Origin of the sequence: Evansella tamaricis, assembly GCF_019042215.1 — a bacterium.
Lineage (GTDB): Bacteria > Bacillota > Bacilli > Bacillales > Salisediminibacteriaceae > Evansella > Evansella tamaricis.
This window is the reverse complement of sequence record NZ_JAHQCS010000094.1, coordinates 22,572-48,806: the sequence shown is the minus strand read 5'-3', so window position 1 is coordinate 48,806 and position 26,235 is coordinate 22,572. Positions and strand designations below refer to the sequence as shown.

General features: G+C 35.1%; 23 protein-coding genes. 2 read left to right on the top strand and 21 right to left on the bottom strand.

Features of this window, described 5'->3' with window-relative positions:
• Positions 1 to 10 precede the first annotated feature (10 nt).
• The 10 genes from KS419_RS10490 to KS419_RS10445 form a co-directional block, all read right to left on the bottom strand.
• Entirely contained in the window at positions 11 to 1,177 is a 1,167-nt protein-coding gene (locus tag KS419_RS10490) for a glycosyltransferase family 4 protein (protein WP_217066355.1), read from the bottom strand.
• A gap of 26 nt (positions 1,178 to 1,203) precedes the next feature.
• The gene (locus tag KS419_RS10485; protein ID WP_217066354.1) at positions 1,204 to 1,905 is read right to left on the bottom strand and encodes a CpsD/CapB family tyrosine-protein kinase; all 702 of its coding nucleotides are present in this window, start codon (positions 1,903 to 1,905) and stop codon (positions 1,204 to 1,206) included.
• A gap of 65 nt (positions 1,906 to 1,970) precedes the next feature.
• Positions 1,971 to 2,903 carry a glycosyltransferase gene (locus tag KS419_RS10480; RefSeq protein ID WP_217066353.1) on the bottom strand — a complete coding sequence of 311 codons (933 nt, stop codon included), beginning with the start codon at positions 2,901 to 2,903 and terminating at the stop codon, positions 1,971 to 1,973.
• Positions 2,881 to 4,110, bottom strand: a complete 1,230-nt coding sequence (locus KS419_RS10475; RefSeq protein WP_217066352.1) for an O-antigen ligase family protein — start codon at positions 4,108 to 4,110, stop codon at positions 2,881 to 2,883. The genes KS419_RS10480 and KS419_RS10475 overlap by 23 nt, the downstream gene beginning before the upstream one ends.
• Positions 4,111 to 4,189: 79 nt before the next feature.
• On the bottom strand, positions 4,190 to 4,942 hold the full coding sequence (locus KS419_RS10470) for a YveK family protein (protein WP_217066351.1): 753 nt from the start codon (positions 4,940 to 4,942) through the stop codon (positions 4,190 to 4,192).
• A 91-nt stretch (positions 4,943 to 5,033) separates the two neighbouring features.
• A complete protein-coding gene (gene murJ, locus KS419_RS10465; RefSeq protein ID WP_217066350.1) occupies positions 5,034 to 6,572 on the bottom strand; it encodes a murein biosynthesis integral membrane protein MurJ in 1,539 nt (512 codons plus the stop codon).
• 116 nt (positions 6,573 to 6,688) lie between these two features.
• Positions 6,689 to 7,882, bottom strand: coding sequence for an aminotransferase class I/II-fold pyridoxal phosphate-dependent enzyme (locus KS419_RS10460; RefSeq protein WP_217066349.1), 1,194 nt, complete (start codon positions 7,880 to 7,882; stop codon positions 6,689 to 6,691).
• The gene (locus tag KS419_RS10455) at positions 7,869 to 8,504 is read right to left on the bottom strand and encodes a sugar transferase (RefSeq protein ID WP_217066348.1); all 636 of its coding nucleotides are present in this window, start codon (positions 8,502 to 8,504) and stop codon (positions 7,869 to 7,871) included. The genes KS419_RS10460 and KS419_RS10455 overlap by 14 nt, the downstream gene beginning before the upstream one ends.
• Positions 8,505 to 8,534: 30 nt before the next feature.
• A complete protein-coding gene (locus tag KS419_RS10450) occupies positions 8,535 to 10,361 on the bottom strand; it encodes a polysaccharide biosynthesis protein (RefSeq protein ID WP_217066347.1) in 1,827 nt (608 codons plus the stop codon).
• A 494-nt stretch (positions 10,362 to 10,855) separates the two neighbouring features.
• The gene (locus tag KS419_RS10445; protein WP_217066346.1) at positions 10,856 to 12,958 is read right to left on the bottom strand and encodes a S9 family peptidase; all 2,103 of its coding nucleotides are present in this window, start codon (positions 12,956 to 12,958) and stop codon (positions 10,856 to 10,858) included.
• Positions 12,959 to 13,129: 171 nt separating this feature from the next.
• Here KS419_RS10445 and KS419_RS10440 point away from each other — a divergent pair, with 171 nt between their 5' ends.
• Complete coding sequence (locus tag KS419_RS10440; RefSeq protein WP_217066345.1) at positions 13,130 to 13,378, top strand: DNA alkylation repair protein; 249 nt, start codon at positions 13,130 to 13,132, stop codon at positions 13,376 to 13,378.
• 57 nt (positions 13,379 to 13,435) lie between these two features.
• Here KS419_RS10440 and speD read toward each other — a convergent pair whose 3' ends face one another.
• From speD to KS419_RS10425, 3 genes are all read right to left on the bottom strand, one after another.
• Positions 13,436 to 14,248 (bottom strand): adenosylmethionine decarboxylase, encoded by an 813-nt coding sequence (speD, locus tag KS419_RS10435; protein WP_217066344.1) that lies wholly within the window; start codon positions 14,246 to 14,248, stop codon positions 13,436 to 13,438.
• 220 nt (positions 14,249 to 14,468) lie between these two features.
• Complete coding sequence (locus tag KS419_RS10430; protein ID WP_217066343.1) at positions 14,469 to 15,269, bottom strand: hypothetical protein; 801 nt, start codon at positions 15,267 to 15,269, stop codon at positions 14,469 to 14,471.
• Between the two features lie 161 nt (positions 15,270 to 15,430).
• Positions 15,431 to 16,024: a molybdopterin-dependent oxidoreductase gene (locus tag KS419_RS10425; protein WP_217066342.1), complete on the bottom strand. Its 594-nt coding sequence runs from the start codon at positions 16,022 to 16,024 to the stop codon at positions 15,431 to 15,433.
• Between the two features lie 194 nt (positions 16,025 to 16,218).
• Here KS419_RS10425 and KS419_RS10420 point away from each other — a divergent pair, with 194 nt between their 5' ends.
• The gene (locus tag KS419_RS10420) at positions 16,219 to 17,247 is read left to right on the top strand and encodes an LLM class flavin-dependent oxidoreductase (RefSeq protein WP_217066341.1); all 1,029 of its coding nucleotides are present in this window, start codon (positions 16,219 to 16,221) and stop codon (positions 17,245 to 17,247) included.
• A 63-nt stretch (positions 17,248 to 17,310) separates the two neighbouring features.
• Here KS419_RS10420 and KS419_RS10415 read toward each other — a convergent pair whose 3' ends face one another.
• From KS419_RS10415 to KS419_RS10380, 8 genes are all read right to left on the bottom strand, one after another.
• Complete coding sequence (locus KS419_RS10415) at positions 17,311 to 18,696, bottom strand: sensor histidine kinase (RefSeq protein ID WP_217066340.1); 1,386 nt, start codon at positions 18,694 to 18,696, stop codon at positions 17,311 to 17,313.
• Positions 18,696 to 19,445, bottom strand: coding sequence for a response regulator transcription factor (locus KS419_RS10410; protein WP_425514152.1), 750 nt, complete (start codon positions 19,443 to 19,445; stop codon positions 18,696 to 18,698). Before KS419_RS10410 ends, KS419_RS10415 begins: the two co-directional genes overlap by 1 nt.
• A 75-nt stretch (positions 19,446 to 19,520) precedes the next feature.
• Positions 19,521 to 20,480, bottom strand: coding sequence for an ABC transporter permease (locus tag KS419_RS10405; RefSeq protein ID WP_217066339.1), 960 nt, complete (start codon positions 20,478 to 20,480; stop codon positions 19,521 to 19,523).
• Positions 20,473 to 21,399, bottom strand: a complete 927-nt coding sequence (locus KS419_RS10400) for an ABC transporter ATP-binding protein (protein WP_217066338.1) — start codon at positions 21,397 to 21,399, stop codon at positions 20,473 to 20,475. Before KS419_RS10400 ends, KS419_RS10405 begins: the two co-directional genes overlap by 8 nt.
• A 351-nt stretch (positions 21,400 to 21,750) precedes the next feature.
• A complete protein-coding gene (locus tag KS419_RS10395; RefSeq protein WP_217066337.1) occupies positions 21,751 to 22,536 on the bottom strand; it encodes an HAD family hydrolase in 786 nt (261 codons plus the stop codon).
• Between the two features lie 363 nt (positions 22,537 to 22,899).
• Positions 22,900 to 23,745 carry a transglutaminase family protein gene (locus KS419_RS10390; RefSeq protein ID WP_217066336.1) on the bottom strand — a complete coding sequence of 282 codons (846 nt, stop codon included), beginning with the start codon at positions 23,743 to 23,745 and terminating at the stop codon, positions 22,900 to 22,902.
• 34 nt (positions 23,746 to 23,779) lie between these two features.
• The gene (locus tag KS419_RS10385) at positions 23,780 to 24,757 is read right to left on the bottom strand and encodes an alpha-E domain-containing protein (RefSeq protein WP_217066335.1); all 978 of its coding nucleotides are present in this window, start codon (positions 24,755 to 24,757) and stop codon (positions 23,780 to 23,782) included.
• Complete coding sequence (locus tag KS419_RS10380; protein WP_217066334.1) at positions 24,751 to 26,214, bottom strand: circularly permuted type 2 ATP-grasp protein; 1,464 nt, start codon at positions 26,212 to 26,214, stop codon at positions 24,751 to 24,753. The genes KS419_RS10385 and KS419_RS10380 overlap by 7 nt, the downstream gene beginning before the upstream one ends.
• Positions 26,215 to 26,235 lie beyond the last annotated feature (21 nt).

Here is a 26,235-nt window from a genome sequence, read left to right as displayed (position 1 = left end):
TTAGAGAATTTCATACCATTGTTTTCAAGTCGTTATTTTTACCGTTATCCTTCACACCATGCAGTGCATATATTTCCCTTAATTCTTTTAACACAGCATCAAGTGAATATTGTTTAATTATTTTGAGATTCTTGTCCCCAAATTTTTTCCTTATTTCAGGAGAATAATAAAGCTTTATTATTTTATCAGCAAATTCATCTATTTCATCCAGTTCAACGACATAGCCATTATTGTTGTTCATAACTAGATCTCTATTTCCTCTAGAGTTTGTTACTATTAATGGTAAACCAGTTGCCATTCCCTCCATGAGATTAACTGGCAACCCTTCTTGTCTAGAGGTGGAGACGACAACATCCGCTAAGGACATTAATTTATTTACGTCCTGCCGATACCCTAAGAACTTCACGCAGTTGTTTAAATTAAGTTTTTTAGTCATATCTTTATATTGGTCCATCTTTTTTCCGTCTCCAACAAGGAGAAGTTTTATATCAGGAATAGAGTTATTAACTAACTTCATCACTTGAATAAGCATATCTTGATTTTTGCGGAAGCACATCTCTCCAACATAAATTAACAAGAAATCCTTTTCTTTAAAATTGTATTCTTTTCTTATCTTAGTTTTTAGATTAGAGGTAAGGGGTTGAAACCTCTTCAAATCTAGCCCGATTCCATTAATTTTATATAATGATGCTTTTTTTCTAATATTAAATGTTTTAGCGGAATCAAAATCTTCATCGTTCATTGTGATAATCGTGTCGGTCCATTTCGCTATATACTTTTCAGCAGTATAGTAAACTAGCCAATTGAAAAGAGGTGCACCTTTATAGAAATGAAACCCATGAGCTGTGTATATAACTTTAATGCCTTTGAGTTTTCTACAGGCGAATCTTGTTAGGATCGATGCAATTGGAGTATGGACATGAATTAACTCATATTTCTCTTTTGAGATGACAAGATTTATTCTTCGATATGCTTTAAAGTTTTCTCTTTTTAGTGGGCTTCTCTGAAATGGGATTAGATGAATTTTACAGCCCATTTCCAATAAATCTGGGTGAATTTCTTCTAAAATATTACATGCTATTCCCACTTCATTTCCTTGTTCAATTAAGAGTTTAATATGGGGAATTAAAAACGCATTTATCGTATCTGAAATTGTAGTAATATAAAGAATCTTCATGTTATACTCCTTTTGAAAATCCTTTTTTATTTATAAGAATTTTCTTCATAGTAATAATGATAACCGACATCTTTTTTCTTATTTAATACAACTCCTAATAAATTTCCTCGGGTTTGAAGCAAAAGATCCTTCGCCTTTTTTGCTGATCTCTTATCTGTCTGACCACTGCTTACAACAAGTATGATTCCATCACTTTTATCACCTAAGATTTGTGCGTCTGTAACTGAAAGTATTGGAGGGGTATCTATAATGACATAGTTGAATTGTTTTCTTACTTCTGATAGAAGCCAGTCCATTCGTAACATACTTAATAATTCAGCTGGATTTGGTGGAATTGGACCACATGTTAAGAGGTGTAAATTTGGAATTGGAGTATCATAAATAACATCTTCTAAAGGAATCTTATTTATTAGAACTGTCGATAGTCCAGAGAAATTATCAGCACGAAATGTAAAATGGCTGCTTGGCTTCCTCATATCTGCATCTATTAATAAAACTTTTTTACCTTGTTGTGCTAGTATAATCGCTAAATTAGTAGCTGTAGTTGACTTACCTTCTCCTGGAGATGCAGATGTTAATGTAATGACACACATTTCATTATCCAGACTAGCAAAATGAATGTTTGAGCGAATGGTTCGGTATTGTTCTGCAACTGGTGATTTAGGGTGGTAATGGGAAATTAAGGAACAATTTTTTATCGACTTTTTCCATCTCCGTTTACTTTCCATACTTTCCACTCCTCTGTTTCTTTATTTATAAATGCTAAAGTACTTAATCTAATTTCATAAATCTTTTACTGAGCGGTGATCTGAAACTTTTTTCTTGAATCAATGGAAATGATCTTGTTCATGATATTTGACTTTTCGAGAATTGTACCCCACAAATAGTCATTCATGTTTATGCCTGACTTAAATTTATAGTTTTGCAGTTTTTTTAAATCAAAATCAAATTCATTACTTATCTTATAAAACTTACATTCATTTTCTTTCTCAAATTCCCTTACCCATCTATAATCCGTAGTTATGACTTTTAAATCTAAAGCTAAGTATTCAAGAAGTTTGGTCGATGTTTGGATGTTATAAGGGTACTTATCAGGAATGTAGTTAATTCCGTAAACTCCTTTTGAGGCAATTTTCGGAACTTGATGATAAGGTATTTTCCCAGTGAAGATAAGATTTTTATTTTCTTTATAGTCATTGTATATCTCGTTTTCCACATTACCAATCAAACATAATTTCCCGTTGTTTTTTCCAACAAACTTGTTTAATAGTTTGTCTATTTCTCTATCTTTACTTACAGCACCTACATATATAAAGTCATATTCTTTTCTATTATTTTTTTGTTGAAGGAAACTTTCATCAATACCCATATCCCGATAACAGTAGTCAATCTCATCATTAAATGGGAATCCATTTCTTACACGTGCATTAAGAAAAATACGCAAATCAGGTTTTGGGTTTATCCTTGCTTTTAATCCGTTTTTAATAGTTGGAAATATTCCTGTAGATAAAGATGCATATTCATGTATTAATAGTTGATCTTTTACTTTCATCCCACCTAGACCCTTAAATTCCCATATAACATCAAATTCATTTATTGAAAAGGAACCATCGATCGTTGATGAATCAAAAGCTGTTACTCCTTGGACTGCATTTAGATAATTTAAATAGGCATCTATTTCAGGTAAAAATGCTTTTTCCCCTCTAACCAATAGAATTTTTTTCATTTGGAAGCACCTCATTTAACTTAACTGCATCACTAATCTGTCTTTGCTTAAGTTTGCTTTCGTTACCGGAAAAATTACATATGCCTAAAAATAATGTAAATAACAATGAAGTAATACCAATTCCCCCTAAGTTAATAGAAATGGAATTAGCGTTTATCAGTATTAGTACAATACACTTTATTATGGATTGAGGGATTTCTGTTTTATAGCCCATATAAACAGATTTAACTATTACCAGACTGTAAATCACAAAAGGAATTATTCCGTTTGTCATTATATAATCTAAATAAGCATTATGAGAACTTACATTCGATGCTCCATGTGAATGCAATAAACTCCCGACAGTCCCGTAGCCGTATCCCCATAATGGTTCGTTTTTTATTAGATGAAATGAGATATCCCAGAGATATTCCCTCGAACTAAGGCCTTGAAAAGTTCGAAAAAACATACGTTCTTCTAAGAAACCAATGAAGTAGTATGTTAGAAAGCAAATAAACAAAAAGAACAGGAAGGAGTTAATGGAAACCCTCTTTTTATAAAAATAAAATAAAACGGTGACAATTAGTAAACCAATCATCGCTGCTCTTGAACCTGTATAAAATAAAGCAACGAGATTAAGGACTGCAAAAAATTTGTACTTCCCTTTTTTGTGTATGCTTAAAATAAAACCCATTGCACATAACGTCCCAAAGTAATTAGGGTCAAAAAATATAGAAGATACTCTATTGTAATGGGTATAGGTATAACCCAAAAATTCTCCTCTTAACCCTATAATGATTCCGATAACAGAAAAAAAAGTGATTAAAGAAATTATAAATACTATTAATCTATCTTTGTTTTCAGATATCATTGTTGGTATCAATAAAAAGAATACATATATGCTTAAAATACTTATAATTACATTAATTACTCCATTTGTTGTAACTAAATCTAATTTGAGGGATGAAACAAAAATAGACAATATTAATAAAAGGGATAACAAATGAACTAATAAATTGTTTTTTAGGCTAATTAGATATACATCAGTGATGTCTGGCCCAGAAAGAATCCCTAAAAGTACCATTAATAATCCAAAAGAGAAAACTATTAACAATAATATTTGATATGCATTTGTATAAAGGGTGTATTCATAGGAAATAAAACTAAATATAATCATTAAATAAAAGACGGAAGAATAGATACTTTTATTATTAATAATAATTTTCATTTTTGTTATCCAACACCTTGTATAATAATTATTTGCGCCATTTTCATTTGGTGAATTTATCTAAGGATTTTTTATGAAATTACCCAATGTTTACATTTCCTCTTCGTTGTCGACTCAAGTTTGATTTTTTTCCAGAAGTTTTTCTAATCGTTTTGTCATTTTGCTGATTTATTATCATAATTGATCCAAGTACAGGCAATTCAAGATCCTTTTCTATATCCTCTTCGGTAATAATGGAATTATCAAAAATCTTTTTTAAAAAGATAAAACCTATAGAGATGGCTATACCTAACGCAAATCCAATAAATAAATTCACAGAATGGTTTGGACTTATTGGACTATTTGAAACTTCTGCTGATGTAAGAATGGTTATATTATCTACATTCATTATTTCTACTATCTCTCTTTGTGAAACCTCTGCAATTTTATTTGCAATAACCATTGCTTTTTGAGGATCCTCATCTTTGACACTAATAGATACAACTTGCGATTGACCCTGGTTTCCAATGCTTATTTGATTACTTAATTCTTTATATGTTTGAGGTAAGGAGAGTTCTTCAATTACATAATCTAATATCCTAGGTGAAGTAATAATGACATTGTAAGTATGAATTAGCTCAAGGTTTGTTCTAATATCACTAGAAGAATATATGTCCCCTTCAACTTTTGATTGATTTATTAGAAGTAATGTGGTTGATTCGTATTTAGGTGTAATTAAATAGAAAGATATAAGTGAAGTAGTGACCAAAGTAATTAAAGTAATAGAGAGAATCAATTTTATTTTGTTTTTTATTTCATTAAATAAATCTAAAAAGCTAATTTCTATTTCCATAATTACCCTCCTATTGACTTTTTCCAAGAAAATAAAAAAGCCAGATCATTAAAGATCTGCTTTCAAAATACTGAAAATCGTGGCGTATAAACTAAGAGACATTTTTTTCTTCTGTTCTATTTGTAATTCTTCTTTTAATTTGATTGATAACTATATCTAACTCCCTAATTCTGAAAATGAATATAAAAACAAAGTAAATAACTACACCAGTAAAAACTGCTAGAAAAAAAGAAACTGTTAAGTTCATTTTTGTAAATAAGTACGTAAATGTTATTTTACTTAATACTCCCATTAAAAGAGACGCTACTAACATTTTTATGAGCGAATAAAAGAGATCCCTTATTCCGAAACCTTGTATTTTAGTATGAAGATTTCTAAATAATAACAAAGTACTAAATATTGCAGCTAAACTAGTTGCTAATGCAAGACCAGCTATCCCTAAATATCTGGATAATACAATATTAAGTATGATATTTACTATCATAGATATGGAGGAATTAACCATTGGTGTCTTGCTATCATGTAGTGCATAGTAAACTCTTGTTAATACCATTCTTAATCCAATACTACTTATACCGATAGAATAATAAAACAAGGCAGAGGAAGTCATTGATACTGCGTTTGAATCAAATTCCCCTCTACCAAATAAAACTTGAACAATTTGTTCTGAAAATATCATATACCCAACCGTAGCAGGTAATACTAATAGGTTTATGCCTGTTATAGCACTTGCTAATGATTTCTTTAATTCTTCCATATTATTTTTTTCAGCCATCTTTGTAATTGTTGGAAATAGAACAGTAGTAATTGATGCAACTACAATTCCTAAAATAAACAAATTTAAATTATGAGCATAATTTAAAGCGGATATTCCACCTTCTGCTATATTAGATGCTAAAGTTCTGTCAATAAGAAGATTCAATTGAATGACAGACGAGCCTACTATGGCAGGTGTTGCTAATAAGAACATTCTTTTAATACTACTGTCTTTATAATCAAGTTTTGGATAGTATTTATATTTATACTTATAACTATAAACAGAAAGCAGCAATGCTTGTGACACAATGGCGAGAACACTACCAAAGATAAGAACATAGATATTTGAATTAGCACTAATTACTATAAATATAATAATTATCGTGTTAAACGGAAGGCCGATTATGCCTGGTATAACAAAATTCCCTTTAAGTTGCAGGAACGAAGAAAAAACATAGATTAAACCGGTAAAATAAACGCCTACAATAGAAATTCTAGTAAAAGAAACTGCAAGTAATAATGTGTCCCCTTCAAAACCAGAAGCAAATAACCTCACTATTTGTTCAGTAAATAATAATCCGATAATAAGTATGATCGTACAAAATAGCATGAGAACATTAATTAGATTATTTGTAAATTTATTAGCTCTTTCAGTACCATAATTATTTTCAATTCGGGTATACATTGGGATATAACCAGTTGAAATTCCCTCCCCAATAATGGCGAAAATAACACTAGGAATGGTAAGCGCGATTAAATATACATCAGTTATATTGGACGCACCATAGAAGTAAGATAGAATTATGTCTCTAAAAAAACCTAAAAATTTTGACCCAACTGTCAATACCATAATGATTATTACTGTTTTTTTCATGTAATCGCCTACTAACTATATAAAATAGGGGAAATAAGGAATCTGTATTGTTTTATTTAGTTAACTTTAAAGGTAATTACTAAATGCTTTAGGGGTCTAATCTATTTAGAGAACATTTATAATACAATATGATCATCATTCCTTTTATGATTGTAAATAGTATATTTAATTAGATTAATAACCTTCAGAATATCTTCCATGGACATATTTGACCCTGATGGTAGACAAATACCTGCAAAAAACAGTTGTTCTGAAACACTTCCCCCTTCCTGATGGGGATAATAAGTGCACCCTTGGAACAGTGGTTGGAGATGCAGTGGTTTCCATACTGGACGTACTTCAATATTTTCCTCCAACATGAACTTCATCAGTGAAGTTGGTGAAATACCTGATTCTTTTTCGTTAATGGTAAATGTCGTTAGCCAGCGGTTTGGCCGGGAGTATTCGATTTCCGGCATAAACTGAATTCCAGGGAGTGAAGCTAATGCTTTTTTGTATTTTTCGAAATTACATCGCCTTGCCAAAACCCTTGATTCTAACACTTCCAATTGGGATCTTCCAATTCCTGCAATAATGTTACTCATCCGATAATTAAACCCAAGGGAGCTGTGCTGATAATGGAGGGCAGGGTCTTTTGCCTGAGTTGCTAAGAACAATGCACGATCAGCCTGGTTTTTATCTTTGCAAATAAGCATGCCACCAGATGATGCTGTAATAATCTTGTTTCCATTAAATGAAAAAATACCAAAATCCCCAAAAGTACCACTTGAAATTCCTTTATAAAAAGTACCTAAAGATTCTGCAGAGTCCTCGATAATAGGCACATTAAATTCTGCACACAAGTTGATAATTTCTTCTATATTAGCCATTTGGCCATATAAGTGAACAACAATGACAGCTTTTGGTAGTTTGCCACTCGCATTTGCGTCTTCTAATGCATTTTTTAATGCTTTAGGAGACATATTCCATGTTTCAGGTTCAGAATCAATAAAAATAGGTTCTGCCCCCTGATACAGAACCGGATTTGCACTTGCAACAAAAGTTAAGGTAGAACAAAATACAGTATCTCCCCTCTTCACATCTAACAATAAAAGAGCTAAATGAATGGCAGCAGTTCCGGAACTGACCGCAACCGCATGACCATCTCCAATATAGGATTCTATTTCTCTCTCAAATGCATCAATATTGGGGCCTACTGGAGCAATCCAGTTAGACTGAAAAGCTTCTTCAATATATTTCATTTCATTCCCTGACATGTGGGGCGAAGATAAATGAATTTTACTTTTTAATGGTAGTTTAGGATTTAACATTGTCATCACCGCTCCCGCTTCCTCTGACTGGAGACACTGATCCTGTGAAGTCTTCTGCGCTGATAAAACCTTGTTGACTAATACCTTCCGTTCTAAAAACCTTCACAGCAGTAAGATAAAGAATTTTTAAATCGAGTAAAAAGGAATGATTTTCCACATACCAGACATCCAGTTCAAATTTTTCCTCCCAGCTAATTCCGTTTCGACCATTCACTTGTGCCCAACCGGTAATCCCTGGGAGAACGTTATGTCTTTTTAGTTGTTTCTCCGTATATAACGGCAAATACTCCATTAGTAAAGGACGGGGGCCAACTAAACTAAGATCTCCCTTTAGAACATTAAACAATTGAGGAAGTTCATCGAGACTAAATTTTCTTAAAAACTGACCAAAGGAGGTTATCCTTTCATCATCATCCTTCAATTGTCCCTTTTCATCCCTTTCCTCTGTCATCGTTCGGAATTTGTATAGATAAAATGGTGTATGATTTAATCCAGGACGTTGCTGTTTAAATATTACTGGTGAACCGAGTTTCCATCTTACTATTAGAGAGATGATTACAATAAGGGGAAACAAGAAAAGGAGAAGAAAAATTGAAACAGCTATATCGAAAATTCGTTTCAATTGATATCACACTCCCAACGTTTTTTTTGATTATCCTGGCATTGAATAAGCACTATTTTGATGGTGTTTCCGATTAGCTAACTGAATGAGGGTTTGCCTCAAAACTTCCTTATCCAATTGGCTATATGTTTTCAACAATAGTCCAATCTCTTCCACATAACTTTCGGATGCTTTTCCTATATAAATATTAGGATAGATTTGTTTTTCATGTACTTCGTTATCATTTAACAGTTCCTCAAACAGTTTTTCACCTGGTCTCATACCAGTGAATGATATTCCGATGTCATCAATGGAGTTACCTGATAAGGTCACTAAGTTTTTAGCCAGATCAAGAATCTTTACAGGTTCCCCCATATCAAGGACAAAAATTTCTCCACCCTTAGCAAGACTACCTGCCTGTATAACCAATCTTGACGCTTCAGGAATAGTCATGAAGTAACGGACCATTTCAGGATGGGTTATTGTTACTGGTCCCCCATTTTTGATTTGTTTCTTAAATAATGGGATAACACTTCCCCTGCTACCTAATACATTTCCAAAACGAACAGCAATAAAATTGGTTTTACTTGTTTTGTTCAGGTGTTGAATACTCATTTCTGCTAACCTTTTTGTCGCTCCCATAACGCTAGTAGGATTAACTGCCTTATCAGAAGATATTAAAACAAAAGTTTTAACCTTTGTAAGATGCGCTGCATTCGCCACATTTAACGTACCAAGTAAATTGTTTTTTACCGCTTCCTCTGGACTGTGCTCCATTAAAGGAACATGTTTATGAGCCGCTGCATGATACACCACATCTGGACGATATAAATTCATTATTTGCTGAATCTTCTCCGCATCTTGGATATCAGCAATTTCCGGAAAAAATTTAATTGGTTGTTCTGAATAAAGATCTCTCAGTTCCATTTCGATAGAATAAATACTATTTTCCCCATGACCTAGAAGTATGAGATGTTTCGGAAGAAAACGGGCAATTTGCCGGCAGATTTCTGAACCAATGGAACCCCCTGCACCAGTCACAATAACAACTTTATTAGTGATGTATTCAGATATCCCTTCCATATCTAATTTGACAGGTTCTCTTCCTAATAAGTCCTCCACTTCCACATCTCGGAATTGCTCTATTGACACTTTTCCGGTTACAAGATCTTCAATCATAGGCAATGTTTTAGTATTAATGTTCGTCTTAGCACATTCCTTAAAAATCCTGTTTAATTCTCTACTATTTAAGGACGGTATTGCAATTACAATATTTTCTATCATGAGATTGGATACAGCACTTTCTAATTGATTTACCCCACCAATCACAGGGATTCCCAAGATATCAAGGTTATGCTTTCTATGATCATCATCAATAAACGCAACTGGCAGTAAGGAAGAATCATTATTTTTTATTAATTGGCGGGCAATCATTGTTCCAGCAGCACCAGCACCAATAATCAGTGTTCTTTTTCGATTCTCTTCTGTTTTAAAATAAGAGTCTCTGATTGCTCTCCATGTGAAACGTGATCCCCCAATAAATGACATTTGAATCAGCCAGATAATGAATAGCATTCGGAGATGAACGGCGTTATCTATTGATAATTGTATAATTGCAGTGAAAAAAATGGAGAAAGAAACGATCTTCAAGATGATCAACAGTTCGCCAATACTTGCATACTCCCATGCTTTTTTATATAGCTTATAAACTTTTGAAAAAAAGTGGTGAAAGACAATCAACGACAATAAAGTAGATACTGTTATGTGATGATAAAGATCAAATGTTTCATAGAGTAGAACCTTGCTTAAAAGGAAAGCGACTATTATAAAACTCGAATCAATAAGTATCAGGAGTGACAGTCGTTGATGATAAGCCATTTACTTTCATCTCCTTTCTATAAATGATTAATACGATACTTGTACGTCCGGAATTGCACAAGTACCGTATTAATTTAAAAGGGCATCTAACCCTCCCTCACATCATACTTTTGACGACTAGCATCTAAGGTTTCGTCAACCCACAGTATGATCGAGTGCCTCCAATAGATAATGGCAAGGAGACATCACCAAATGATTTACGGATGTGTTCGTAATAACGAACTAATAACCTAAAAAATATATGTACATCACTTATAATTCTTTTGTGTTCATTATAACGCACGACAATTGTAAAAAAAAGGGGTGAAATAAACTATTTAATATTTTAGTAATATGTATATTTTATTCTTATTCTACTCATTAGTCAATAAATTTTTAATTATTAGTTTTTTCACCAAGATTCCAATTTATGGAGATTCATTAAAGTACTGTAGAGAAATCCACCCGCACGAGTGAAGTCTTAGCAGGTGGATTCGCTGATTTTATTTTGAAAGTTATGTTATATCGGCATAGTAATTAAACCAGCTCACAATCCTTTCAAAGCGGTCATGTTGATGTACAGGTCGAGTTAAACCATGAAATTCATCGGGGTATCGGACCATAATCGCCTCTTTTCCAAGACGTTTTAATGCGATATAAAATTCTTCCGTTTGTGAGATTGCTACTCTTAAATCATTTTCACCATGCATTAACATCATTGGTGTCGTCACATTCTGCACATGTCCAAGGGGGGAATGCCGTTTGAAATGCTCCGTATGCTCCCATGGGCTTCCGCCGTATTCGTATTCATCAGCGAGAGTAATATCAGATGTTCCGTATCCACTGATCATATTTGTAACACTGGCCCCTGCACAAATAGCCTTAAATCGATCCGTTTGCGTGGCTATCCAACAAGACATATACCCCCCATATGACCAACCATGTACAAACATTCTATCTTCATCTATTATTTTACGATCCACCACGTAGTCTACCCCGGCCATTATATCTTTGTAATCCTGATCGCCCCATTTCGTATCAATATGGGATGCGAAATCCTGACCATATGTCTCACTGCCCCTTGGATTTGTATATATTATAATATATCCTTGAGCTGCAAACTGATGTGCCGTAAACATAAATGTGGGACCGTACGAGCCGTGTGGACCACCATGGATTAATAAAACGAGAGGGTATTTTTCTGTTGGCTCATAATTCGGTGGAAAAACGAGCCAACCATCGAGCTTTTCTCCATCGTTACTACTATATTGAAATTTCTCCCACTCTCCAATTTCCACTTTTTCGAGAAAATGCTTATTAAATGAAGTAAGTTGTTCCGTCTTTCCAGAACGAGTTTTAAAATAAATTTCTTGGGCTTTTTCGGGAGAAGAAAAAGTATATGCTATTCCGTTTTCACCAGCATCAATACCAACGATAGAACAGTTATCGTCCCCCAAAATTTTTGTGGGAAACTGATCTAACTTGTCCAGACGTATTTCATAAACTTGACCAGCACCATGGTCTGTGATCACAAAGTAAATTCTGTCCTTTCCCCAAACCACGGCCTTTCCGCCACGATAACCAACATCTGACCCCGCTCCACCAATAGGTCGATCAAGAACTTTGGAAAGATTCTTAGCAGTTTCTCTGTTTATTGGTACCACTTTTCTTTTAGTGTTTATGTCAACGAGGAAGGATCTCATATCAATCAACCATAAATTCATTGTAGTAGAAGCACCAACTTGGTTATCGTGTCCTGTAAATGCAATGTAGTTTCCACAAGGTGACCAGGATGGGTTACTTGTTGGCCCTGGAGAATCATATAATAGATGGGATTTTCCTGTTGGTATATGAATTAACCAGAGGTCTACTTTTTGTTCCATGTCAGCATCCTTAGTATGACGGGAACTTACAACTAGGTATTCCCCATTTGGTGATAAAGAAGGTCCTGAATGGTCGTAGTCTCCTTTGGTGAGTTGTTGGCCTTTTGGTTCCCAGTCTCCAGGAGTGGTTTGAGGCACAGGTGTCGTAAAAATCTGATTCCTAACGTGTCCAAAGTATCCTTGTCCATCAAAACGGTAACTGAATCTAGTAATGATTTTTACTTCGTTTTCTTTTTTCTTATTGTCATCTTTTTCTTTCTCTTGGTGGATTTTATCGGACAGTTCTTTTAATCTCTGTCGATCTTTTACAGGTGCCCCTGGGTAGGGTACCCAATCTAACGAATCATGACTAAATACACTGGCTGAATAAATTAGACATTTTCCATCTGGTGTCCATATTAAGGGAGCTTGAACAGCCTCTTTTGTTTTTAAACACCACGTTTCTCCTCCGTCTAAAGGAAGAATCCATATTTGTGCTTTTTCTGAACGGGAAGAAACAAATGCAACTCTTTTCCCGTCTGGTGAAAAACTGGCATCACTGTCTTTTCCTGAAAAAGTCAATTGTTTTGTTTCTGACGTATCAATATTGATTAAAAATAGATTCGTGACATTTTCATCCTTTTCTTTATCCAGTTCCTTTAAGGTAAATATCATATGTCTGCCATCTGGTGACAATTTTATATCTCCAGGTGCTTTAAATTGAAAAATATCTTCAGAGGTAATCCTTTTTTTCAATGTTACGAATCCTCCTCTCCAATGTTAATGAGTATGGTTTTTAATTGAATCGGGTCAACGAAAAGAGAAATTCTCTGATAGTGTCTCTTTGGAGAGAAAAACTATGTATGATTGATCAATTCTAACATAAGCACGAAAGTTCTGGGAATAATAGGTTATGGAGGTGGAAAAATGACAAAACCTTATTTATGTCCAAGTTGTAAAACGAACCGTTCAAGATTTAACGTAATAAAACAGGTGGCAACCCCTGTAAAAATGGATCCACAAACAGGAACTATAATTGATGAATTCACAAATGATAATCTCGACCCATTTCATGTAGTGTATAAAGGACCGGAAAATAAAGTTCAATGCGGCTCTTGTGGTCTCGTAGAAGATGAAAATTCGTTTATTAAATTTGCTGAGCACAATCAACGGTGATCGACTGAAAAACCACTTACTCAAAAAAGTAAGTGGTTTTTCAGTAACCGCTTTTCTTTAATCACGGCTAATATTTTTTCCGTAATAGATCTCATCCATTTCGAGCTTTAACCGTTCACTAATCTCTTGTTCTTCTTCTGGAGTTAGTTTATCTTTTGAATAGCCGAACAAGTAATTATTGATATCAAATTCCTTTAACCGGCATTTTGTATGAAATATATTTTCCTGGTAGATATTCACATCGATCATATCATATTGTTCTTTCGTTTCATCAGGAATGTAATTTTGAATGGAATTTATATCGTGATCAATAAATAATTTATGGCCATATTTATCCCTTGTGAACCCCCGAACACGGTAATCCATGGTCATGATGTCAGTATCAAAGGAATAAATTAAGTAGTTTAATGCTTTCAAAGGAGATATTTCCCCGCAAGTGGACACATCTATATCCGCACGGAATGTACTGATCCCTTCATCGGGATGGTATTCTGGATATGTGTGAACAGTAATATGGCTTTTATCTAAATGGGCGGTGACCGATTCCGGGAGAGGGCCGGGCGATTCTGCAAAGTTTTCTTTCGGGACTTCCACCACTGGTCCTTCGGAAACGAGAATGGTGACACTTGCTCCCTGTGGTACATAATCTTGCTTGGAAATATTTAAGACATGGGCACCAATAATGTCTGATACATTGGTAAGGATCTTGGTTAATCGATCTGCATTATATTGTTCATCAATGTATTCAATATAAGCTTCCCGTTCTGCTCTTGTTTTCGTATAACAGATATCATACATATTAAAGCTTAATGATTTGGTCAAATTATTAAATTCGTGTAGTTCAATAACTTGTTGTGGTGTTAATTTCACAGTTCTTCCCCACCTTTTTATATTGCTTGGAATATTATAATTTTTGTTTCGGCATTATGTAAAGATGCTGAGCTCTTTGTGCAGTTGTGAATTAGTACATTCTTTTTTATTATAGTACCCACTCTTATAAGAATAAAACAAATATGGTTCTTTTTAAAGGAAGGTTAATTAAGAATAGAAAAAAGTATCATATCTTGTTTATGATACTTTAAAGGAATGGTTATAATTCAATTTTAAAAGAATGTTTAGGATGTTCATATAATAATTGAAAATTCTCATCTTTCATTAGTTCATCATTTAAGTTTTGCGGGGAAAACCATAGTCCATCTTTTTTGAATTCATAATTTGAACCATGATAATAGCAAAGCCAAACGAGCTTTGAACAGTAGATTGTTTTCCATAACTCTTTCATATCATTGGTTGGGACAAAAGAAAATTTTGGCTTTTTTATCCCTTTTTTAATATTTTCTAAATATTGCTTTCGATAATTCAGTCCCCACTTTACGGCTCCTTGGCCAAGAGTAGGTTCCTTAGGGCGGTATGCAGCATACCATTCATGTTGTTTAAAAAAGTGACTGATTGGCTTTCGAGAAATACTATCTCCATAGAAATCCGATTCAAGCATCATATCTTCGTTAATGATTAAAACGGAATGGCCCATATATCCATCTGGTATACCAAATTTATTGTCGCTCGCAACCAAAATGTCTCCTGGTTTGAAGTCGTGACTCCGAATAGGATGAGGCTGTTGTTTTGGTGGAATGGTAATGATATAAGAAGATTCACTGGTTAGCCCAGAATGCGTACCAGAATTGTTCCCTATGATATGAAGTGCATGGCTGCCAGACGGTAGAGCGTGTTTTTTTATTTTTATAAATGGAATTGGTGAAGAAACCGTCAGTGCCTCTTGTTCATTGATATAAATATGGATATGGGAAAAAGTTACAGATGTAACTGTTTGAATGTAGACATGTTCATAGTCTTCCGTCACATAAAAGCATGGATACCCTAAATAATACAAACGAATCCCTCCTCTACCTTTCCAGTCTATGCCGGATCTGGGCAGAGGTGATATGTACACAAAAAGTTCAGGAACCAGGTCCCCGAATTTTTATTCGGGGATCTGGTTCCTGACAAATTTGTGACTATGCTATGCTTTATGTGGATGTGAAAGAGCGTTTATTAACGGTAACGCTCTTCTTTAAAAGGATTCGCTGTCATGGAGTATCCAAGTTCTTCCCAGAATCCTGCCTCATCTTGTTTCATGAATTGAATGCCTGTTGCCCATTTAGTACCTTTCCAAAGATAAAATGATGATGGTGGTATAAAACGTAATGGATATCCGTGTTTCGGGGATATATCCCGCCACTCTCCCTCAATCCCATCTTTCCACCGATGTACGAATAAAGCATCGTCATTTAATAGAGATTCAAGTGGCAGGTTGGAAGAATATCCAAAAGGATCTCCGTTATAGTAGCCGAAAATTTTCACAAACTTTACATCTCCATGCAATGTAACAAGATGAACAAGTTCACGCATTGGGACACCTTCAAAAACAGACCCAAACTTAGACCATGTCGTAACACAGTGCATATCGATTGTGGAAATGGCTTTTGGTAATGCCATCATCTCTGAATAAGTCAAGGTTATTTCCTGCTGAACTTCACCAAATAATTTAAAACTCCATGTTTCCTCATCGAATTCGTAAACATCTCCTTGGTGTAGGACTGGCCATTTTTCCGTTTTAAACTGGCCAGGAGGTAATATATTTTTCATTAAGATTCCTCCCTTGAACTAGGATAATGAATTAATTTCCATATCAAACTAATGATAGTTATATACTCGGTGTAGTGCAAGGATAGATAAGCATTTTATTTTTAAAAGAGACTATTCCTTGATACACTAAGTAAAATTAAACTCCACCATTATCCATTAATAAGGTGATTAACTCTTAGAAAGTAGTGACAAAAATGAGTGAATTAAATAATAATAGTAAACTAAAAGATATAAAATATTCGATACTTGATCTAGCCCCTATCATCGTTGGGGGTTCAGCAACAGACACATTTCAAAATACACTGGATCTTGCAAAGCACACAGAACGCTGGGGTTACCATCGCTATTGGCTGGCAGAACATCACAACATGCCCGGAATAGCCAGTTCAGCAACTTCTATTTTAATTGGGCAAGTGGCGGTAGCAACTTCAACTATTCGGGTTGGATCTGGGGGTATTATGCTTCCTAACCACTCTCCACTTGTGATTGCGGAACAATTTGGTACATTGGAATCTCTTTTTCCGGGACGGATTGATTTAGGACTCGGACGGGCGCCAGGGACGGATCAAAGGACTATGCACGCTTTGAGAAGAGACCATGGAGGCAATGGGCATGATTTTCCTCAGCAATTAAGTGAATTGCGGTCCTATTTTAGCCCAATCGATTCTTCAAGGTCTAACAGCGTCAAGGCTATACCAGGTGAAGGCCTGGATATTCCAATTTGGTTATTAGGTTCAAGTGGATTTAGTGCTCAGTTAGCTGCCCAATTAGGGTTGCCATTTGCATTTGCAAGTCATTTTTCACCGGAAAACACATTACCTGCACTTGAACTTTATTATAATGAATTCCAACCATCTGAGGTATTGTCAGAACCTTATACGATGGTTGCAGTGAATGTTATCGCTGCCGACACCCAAAAAGAAGCAAATCGATTGGCAACTTCCATGCAACAGCAGTTTTTGAATTTAGTGCGTAACACCCCAACGAAACTTCAGCCACCTGTAGAGAACATGGATGAGATTTGGAATGACTTTGAAAAAAAAGCATTACAACAACAACTAGGATCTTCTATCATTGGGGATCGTACTAAGGTGAAGGAGAAATTAGAGGATTTTATTGCAAATACAAAAGTAAATGAAGTTATGATAAATGCACAAATATATGATCAAAAAGCACGATTACGTTCTTTCGAAATTGTTTCTTCTCTTTGGACTGATTTATAACAAAGTGGAGTGTCTTATGTAAATCTACAAAGGACACTCCAAAAAATCGTTTCTATAAGTCAGTTAATTATGATTTGTACCTTTTATAACTGGAAGTGAAAAAGAAAAAGAACTCCCTTCTGTAAGACGACTTTCCACCCAAACTGTACCATCATGAGATTCTATAATTGATTTTACAATAGCAAGCCCTAAGCCTGTTCCACCATGCTCTCTTGATCGTGATTTTTCCCCTCGATAAAACCGATTGAAAATGTTGGGTACATCCTCCTCTGAGATTCCAGGTCCATTGTCCTTCACATGGACGGTTAGTCTGTTAGCCTCCTTATCTGTTTCGAAATGAACAACAATCCTTTTTCCTCCATATTGTAGGGCATTATCAATCAAGTTGGTAAATACTTGTTCAATACGTTTTGGATCCATATGTAAAACGACAGACGGGATAGAGCCCTCCACCTTTAATTCCACATCATGTTGTTGACAATCAGACTCAGCATCTTTTAATAAAGTTGTAAAGAACTTCCCACTATTTATAAGGATTTTATCCATGACTAGTTGATCTAGCTCTATTTTTGAAAACTCAAACAGGTCCTCAATTAATCGGTCTAACTGCTCTGTTTTAGATAAGATAACTTGTAAGTATCTTTTTTTCATTTCTTCATTTTGAACGATGCCGTCATTTATTCCCTCCACATAGCCTTTTATCGATTGGAGCGGAGTTCTAAGATCATGGGAAATCGTTGCTATGAGTTCTTTTCTGTTCTGCTCATATTGTTGCTGCTTTGCAATTGACTGCCTTAAATGATCTCTCATGGTGTTAAACCCATTGATAAATCTACCTATTTCATCTTTCTTCTTATATTCTATCGGATAACTCAGGTTCCCTTCGGTCATCTCTTCTGTTGCCGTGTAAATTTGTTTTAACGGCTGTAATATTGTCCGCGAAATATATATCGTCCACACAATGACTAAGATAATTAATAATAAAATCCCACTTCCGACACTAATAAAAATTGTTGTGATGATTTTATTGTATGACTGATTAGGAGATAAATCTAACGTATTGGATTTAATTTCAATATTATAGATGTCACCACTCAATGTTTGCACCTGAGATTGCCTCATTGTAAACATGAAGTCATCATCCACAGGTTTAATGTCCTTTGAATCGAATAATAATTCCCTTTCTTCCGATGTTATTATTATTTCAATATTGTATTGCTCCAAGATGTGTTCAATTTGGCTGAAAAAAATTTGTGTTTCTGAAATGGAATGATAATTTTCGATGATCTCCTGATTAATTTCAGAGAGAATGTTATCGATTTCTAGATTTTGTTCTTCACTCAATTGATCTAATTGATAGGAAAAAAACGCAAAAAATCCAATAATCGTGACAACAGGAAGAATAATGATACTAAGAAACGCAGTAAGGAGTCTAACCCGAATACCCATCAGGAAGAACTCCCGTTAAATTTATAACCAATTCCCCAAACCGTTTCAATAAACTTTGGTTTTGATGGCATGACTTCTATTTTTTCTCTTATCTTACGAATATAAACGGTAACGGAACTCATATCTCCATATGAATCGTACCCCCAAATTTTTTCGAAGAGTTGTTCTTTTGAAAATACTTGTCCCTGATTTTTTGCCATAAAGTGTAGCAATTGAAATTCTTTAGCAGACAGATCAATTTTTTTCCCAGAAAGGGTTACGGTGTACCCCTTCTCATCTATAGTTAAATTCTGATACGTCAAAAGACTGTTACTGTTAGAAACATTTACGTTAGAAAATTCTGTATACCTCCGTAGTTGTGCTTTAATTCTAGCTACGAGTTCTCCAGGACTAAAGGGCTTTGCTATGTAATCATCTGCTCCAATTCCTAAGCCGATGTTTTTATCTGTTTCACTCTTTTTTGCACTCATCATAATGATAGGCACATTGGAATCCAATCGAATGTCACGGCAGACATCAATTCCATTCCTTTTAGGGAGCATGACGTCCAAAACAACTAAAATGGGATGATTTTTTTTGAAGATGGATAATGCTTCTTCTCCGTCGGTGGCAATAAGAACATTATATCCATTCGCATTTAAATAGTCCCTTACCAACTCGCCGATTTCCTTTTCATCTTCCACAATTAAAATAGTCCCTTCACCCATAATTCTCCCCCTTTTCCAAAATAAATCTATAACATTTTTCACATATATTATACTCCTGTTTAAAAAGGAAAGGAAATCTAGATTGTACTAGATTTCCTTATATAAGGCTTGAATTTATTATGCTGCCACATCTCGTCTCTCAAAGATGATCCAGGACGTAAATACAAAGCAGATGAAATAAGCGATCAACACTGTTATCGAAAAGGTCATGGTCATTCCATCTACAAGCGGAGTACCACTTATATATTGAACTAAGTTCGTATTTGCAAAAAGAATGTATTTTACCCACTGATATTCACTTAACAACATCACCATTTGTTGTCCTGTAAACATTAAGAATAAAGAGAGCCCAATGGCTAATGAACTATTCCGGAATACAGTGGAGATCATAAATGCGAAAGTAACCATCATTATCATATCCACACTGTTTAACCCATATAAACTGAGAATATGGGTAATCATATTCCTTTCAATAACTTCCCCCCCAGAGTAAACTAAGTAAGGTAAATCCAACCTATCAAACCCATATAAAATACTTCCAACTACGAATGACCCGGCGAACATGATGATTAACATAAAGATAGCAAAAATAATTGTGGCAATGTACTTAGATAATAGTATTTTTGCCCTGTTTACTGGCCGTATTAATAATAGTTTAATCGTACCAGTCGTAAACTCAGTTGCTACAATACCAGCTCCAATTACAATAACAAAAACTGCAGCAAAGGAGGTAATATCTGACAAGGAACTCATGAATCCCCAAATAGTTTCATTCTCGACTGGAGGAACATTGTTTTCGATTCGATACTCATTGATGACTAATTGTTCTTTTAATGGTTTAATCGCATTCCCAACCATTGGCATTGATTCATATTCATTAATCTGTTTTTCTAATTCCATACTTTGATATTGAAGTTCCTCTTGCCAAGTTCCCTCCATATTGGAACTTAATAAGAACTTGTCTACTAAACCTGAGATGATGACGACGAAAATGATTAATCCAACCATCACCCAAGTACCTAAACGTTTATATATTTTCATATTCTCATTTTGAATGAGACGGATCATGTTATACATGTAAATCTCCCCCTGTAATTTCAATGAATTTTTCTTCTAATGTTTTTTGTTCCCCGTGTATGCCAGAAAGTTTAAACCCATGATTAACGATGACTTTCGTGTATTCTGTAATGTCTTCTTCCCGAATGTTTAGAACCAATCGTTCCCCTTTGATTCGTGACAGTGTATGTGGATAGCGTTCTTGAATAAATTTGAATGCTTTGTGTAATGGATGAACAAGGAAGTGAACAGAAACTTCATTCTGTTCTTCCACCATGTTTTTTACAGTTTCCACGCTGATCAGTTTCCCATTATGAATGATTCCAATGCGGTCACACAATAACTGCATCTCTGATAAAAGGTGACTGGAAACAAATACTGTAATATTCTCCTCAGCAGCTATTTTCCGAATGTATGTGCGAATTTCACGAATACCAGCAGGGTCAAGACCATTTGTTGGTTCATCTAAAATCAATAGTTTCGGAGAGTGTAGTAATGCCTGAGCCAAACCTAATCGTTGTCGCATTCCGAGTGAATATGTTTTTACCTTTTCGTGAATCCTCTTTTCCAATCCTACTAACTTTACTATTTCATCAATTTTATGTTTTTTGATCTTTGGAATCATTCTGGAGTAGTGAATTAAATTATCATATCCAGATAAAAACTTATACATCTCCGGATTCTCAATGATTCCGCCTACATGTTCAATAGCTTTTTCAAAATTTTTCTGTACACTAAACCCGTTTATGAAAATTTCTCCTTCTGTAATTTTCATAAGTCCTACCATCATGCGAATGGTTGTGGTTTTTCCTGCACCATTAGGTCCAAGAAAACCGAATACTTCTCCTGGGAACAGGTCTAATGAGATGCCATGAATAATCGTTGTTTTCCCAATTTGTTTTTTCAGATTTTTGATTTGTACAATCGGCTTGTTTTTCATTTGGATTCCTCCCCGTTTTCTATACTTGCATTATGAACGGGAAAAATTAATCTGCACTTATAAAATTATTAAAAAAGTATTAATGAAACCTAGAAGTTTTATTATAGAAGTTGAAGAATATATAAGTAGAGGAATTTCAAGAAGATAGAAGTGGAGATTTCCATAATATATTTAACAAAAAGTCAGATAGGAGAAAATTAGGGAGAGTAGAAACTTAGGACCCATTAAGGAACGGATTTCCATAAAGAATAGGAGAGTAGGAAACTAACGCGATAATACTATGGAACAGGAAAATCGCGTTAGTTTAGCTGAAAGCTTTCTACTAATGTAAAACAGAATTCTAATTAACAACTATCGAAAAGAATCCAGAATGGGAAACAATTCTTCCAGATGCTGTATTTCATAAGTTGGTTCCACCTCATTACGTTCCTTATTATGTCGGTTAATCCATACTGATCGTATGCCAACTCGGGAAGCACCGAGGATATCGGTCATCAAATTATCACCGACCATGATCACTTCATGTTTATGTAGGGAGACTAGTGACAATGCATGTTCGAAAATAGACGGGTCTGGTTTTCCCCGTCCGAATGCACCAGAAATAACAATCTGATCAAAATAAGGAACTAATTCAGGTGTAATTTTCAGTTTAGTTTGTTGAAGATCCGGAGAACCATTGGTTAATAGAAGTAATTTATAGTTTCCCTTCAATTTATCTAAGACCTTAAATGACTCTTCATATACATGTGGGGCATTACGACGTTCCTGCGGGAAACGTTCCCCTAGTTCTTTTCCAAAAACAGGGTCGTCAATCCCCAATACTTTTAATCCCCTCGTCCAAGCTTCTTTTCGGTATGTAGGTACAATCTTTTTCATTTTTTGGAAATTCTCCTCATTGTCCAGGAAGTTACCCCATAATCCTTCAAATGGATTAATCCCGATCAATTTTGTGAATTCATAGGTTTCATAAGAGGCATATAGTTTTCCCGCTTCCTCTCTTACTGCTTCTTCGAGGGCAGCAGGATCAATGCCATATCTGACTTTGGCAACCTCACACGTTGCTTCAAAGGCATCTTTTACACTCTTTTGATCCCACAAAAGTGTATCATCCAGATCAAAAAAAACAGCTTTTATCATGACTAGAGTCTCCTATTCCTAAAAAATTTGGTGTTGTATTATCTAATAGATTACCTTTATTTTTGACTTGTGTAAATGTAATAGTTTATGTGTATATAAGAAAAGTTTTCGTTTAAAAATCTGAGATATTTAAACATTTGTTTTAAAAAAAACGACCTCTATCGTAATAGTAGAGGTCATCTTGTTACTGATGATTTGTTTAAAGATGAGAATATATAAGTTTTGGCACCTTCGGGCAATGTCTAGCTCCAGCGACTACTCGCTGCGGGGCACTTCGGAAGTGACAACTGAAGTCTAAGAGCGGACTTCTGTTGTCATTCCTCCACTGCCCTACGCTCGTGAGCATAGGCGCTTGCGCTTTTCTTATAATAACGTAACGGACACGGAAACATCCAGAAGATGCTTTCCGCCACGGTACACACCTTGTAACGGACTGACATCCGCATAATCTCTGCCTGTGCCAACTCGAATGTGATTCTCCAACGCCTCCACATTGTTTGTGGGGTCTAAACCAACCCATCCAATTCCAGGAAGCATAACTTCTACCCACGCGTGTGTAGCAGTATCCCCAATTAATGCAGAGTTTTCACCAACATATAAATATCCACTTACATATCGACACGGTATTTTTTTTGCCCGTAAAACGCCAAGCATGATATGCGTAATATCCTGACACACTCCAGTTTTTAACTCAAATGATTCCTGGGCGACTGTATCCACATTTGTAGATCCTGACTTATACGTAAATGTGTCATGTAAATATTTCATCACATTGAGAGCAAACAAAATGGGATTCGTCATATCCCCAACACAATCGATTACTTCTTGAATATGATTTGGACTTAAATACGTATAAGGCGTTACATTTAAATAGGATAAATAATGATCATGAAACAGTGTAGATGTAAATATTTCATCCATTTCAGGTGAGTAAATTATTTGATGGATAAAGGGACTCCGCTGAATACTAACGATGGACGTTGTTTTAACTTCCAGGCGTTCATGCTGATCTGGAATATAGAATTCTTCCACATGATTTCCCCAAATATCAATGTGTTGTTTCGTTAAAGAAGATGGATTAATCTCCGCTCTGTATGATATAAGACGTTGACATTCATCTGTTCGTGGTTTTAACCTGACTGTATTCATGCTCTGTTCTACCGGTGTCTCGTAAAAAAATGAACTAGTATGTTCAATTTGAAATTTCATGTATCATCTACTCTCCATCTGCAAATAAGTTATACTACTCTTTGCTTTCCATTGGTTCTATTAAATAATACGTCTCAGAAAAGATTTTGCCAATATCATTACAACGATTTTGAAAATAATCCAAGAAATCACTAAGTTCGTCCAAGTTAAGTTCCTTAATTTTCATTTCGTTGAACTCCTCCCCTAATTCATCCAGAGCAGCAAAAATCTCTTTTGAATAATGGGAAATCTTTCCTCCTTCAATTTCTGATATTGATTCCCGTACATGATTAATACAGTACCGTATGGATCTCGGGAAGGACTCATCCGTTATTAGAAATGATAAGATGAGTTTTGGATCCATTGTCGGTGGATGGGATTTTAAGTACGCCTCATATCCATTTAACGCTTGGAGTGCAGCACGCCAATTATAATAATTATTCCTATGCACCTCTTCTCCATCCTCGTTAGAATGATTACAGACCACATTTAAAATTCTAGCAGTTTTTTCAGCCCTTTCTAACCACTTCCCTATTTTGATGAAACGATATGCAATCCCCCTGGACATGGAAGATTCAATGGCACCTTGAGCGGTTAAGGTTGCTAATTTAATGCGGTTTAAATAATCATGGATATCCCTTTTAGATAGGCTCCCTTTCCTTAATCCTTCAACAGATAAGTAGAAGTCATTCCAAATACCCCAAAGATCATCTGGTAAATGATCCCGTGAAATTTTGGCATTTTCTCTTGCAATATGGATACAGTTCATAAAGGAATTTTGGTTCTCCTTAGAACAAGCTAAATAATTGATAATGTATCTTTCTTCTAATTTGTTATTCTCTTTTATATTCTCTAATTCCTCAAATGATGTGCAAATTTCTAAAACCATATCCCAATCATGCTGTGCCAATGTTTCTTCTGCCGATGCCTCAAGAATTTGAATGAGTTGGTTTCTCAAGACGCGAGCATTACTTTCTGTTCTTTCAATATTTCTAGACATCCAATATAATGAGTTTGCCACACGGCTTAACATGATGGATCACTTCCATTTCCTTTTAATACCCAAGTATCCTTGCCTCCGCCACCTTGAGAAGAGTTCACGACTAAGGATCCTTCCTTTAAAGCCACACGGGATAGTCCACCTGGTAAAACATGTGTTTCACTTCCACGTATGACAAATACCCTAAGATCCACATGACAAGGATAAAATCTAGCGTTTTGAAATGATGGTGCCCGAGATAACTTTATCGTTGGCTGTGCAATATATTGGTGAGGTTCTTCTATAATCTTTTTCCTGAACAACTCAATTTGTTCTTCGGAAGCGTGTGGTCCCACCAACATATCGTATCCCCCTGATGCCCCTACATTTTTAACAACAAGCTCTTGTAAATGTTCTAGAACCCATTCCCGTTGATCAGGTTCTCTAAGTTGATAGGTTTTCACATTTGAAATAATAGGGTCTTCCTTTAAGTAATAACGGATAATATCAGGTACGAAGGCATAGATGGCCTTGTCATCTGCCACACCATTCCCAATACCATTCAATATCGCCACATTTCCCTCTTGGTATGCTTCCAGTAATCCCGGTACACCTAGTGTAGAATCCTTTCGAAAGCTGACTGGATCTAAGTAATCATCATCAATTCTTCGATAAATGATTTCCACCCGTTTTAAACCATGAATGGTTTTCATGTAAACTAGCTTGTCCTTTACAAGTAAGTCTCTTCCTTCCACTAATTCAATCCCCATCTGCTGTGCTAAAAAGACATGGTCATAATAGGCAGAATTATACATTCCCGGTGTTAATAGAACAGCTGTGGGTGAATTTGCTGATTCAGAGTTTGGTGGGATATGGGACAATACGGCATCATGCATATACGGCATTTGATGCTCTAATGTATGAATGGAATGATTCTCAAAAAATTCAGGATAAACTTGTCTCATAACAAAACGGTTTTGAAAAACGTAAGCCATACCTGAGGGATTTCGTAAATTATCTTCTAAAACATGATACTCTCCCTGTTCATCACGGATTAAATCTATTCCGGCAAGGAAAATATGATTTTTTAACGGAATATTAATCCCCTGCATTTGTTGATGGTAATAATAAGGATTTTCTTCAATCAATTCCCTTGGAATAATTCCATCTCTAAGTATATTTTGCTCATGATAAATATCTTCTAAAAACAAATTTAAAGCTTCCGTTCTTTGAATCATCCCTTTTTCAATTTTCTTCCAATCTCTTGGTGGAATAATGACTGGGATAAAATCAAATGGCATGGTTCTCTCAGTACTGATATTTTCGTTGTATACAGTAAAAGTAATTCCTTGTCTTAAGAAAGAAAGTTGTGCTGTCTCGTGTTTTTCTTTTAATTCTTCTTCAGAAAACTGCTGTAATATTTGATGAAAATTAGTGTAATGTTTCCTTGGCCCCCCATTACTTTTCAGCATTTCATCATAAAAGGGTTCCGTTTTATATGGCTTGAACATTGCAATCGCTCCTTTGTGATG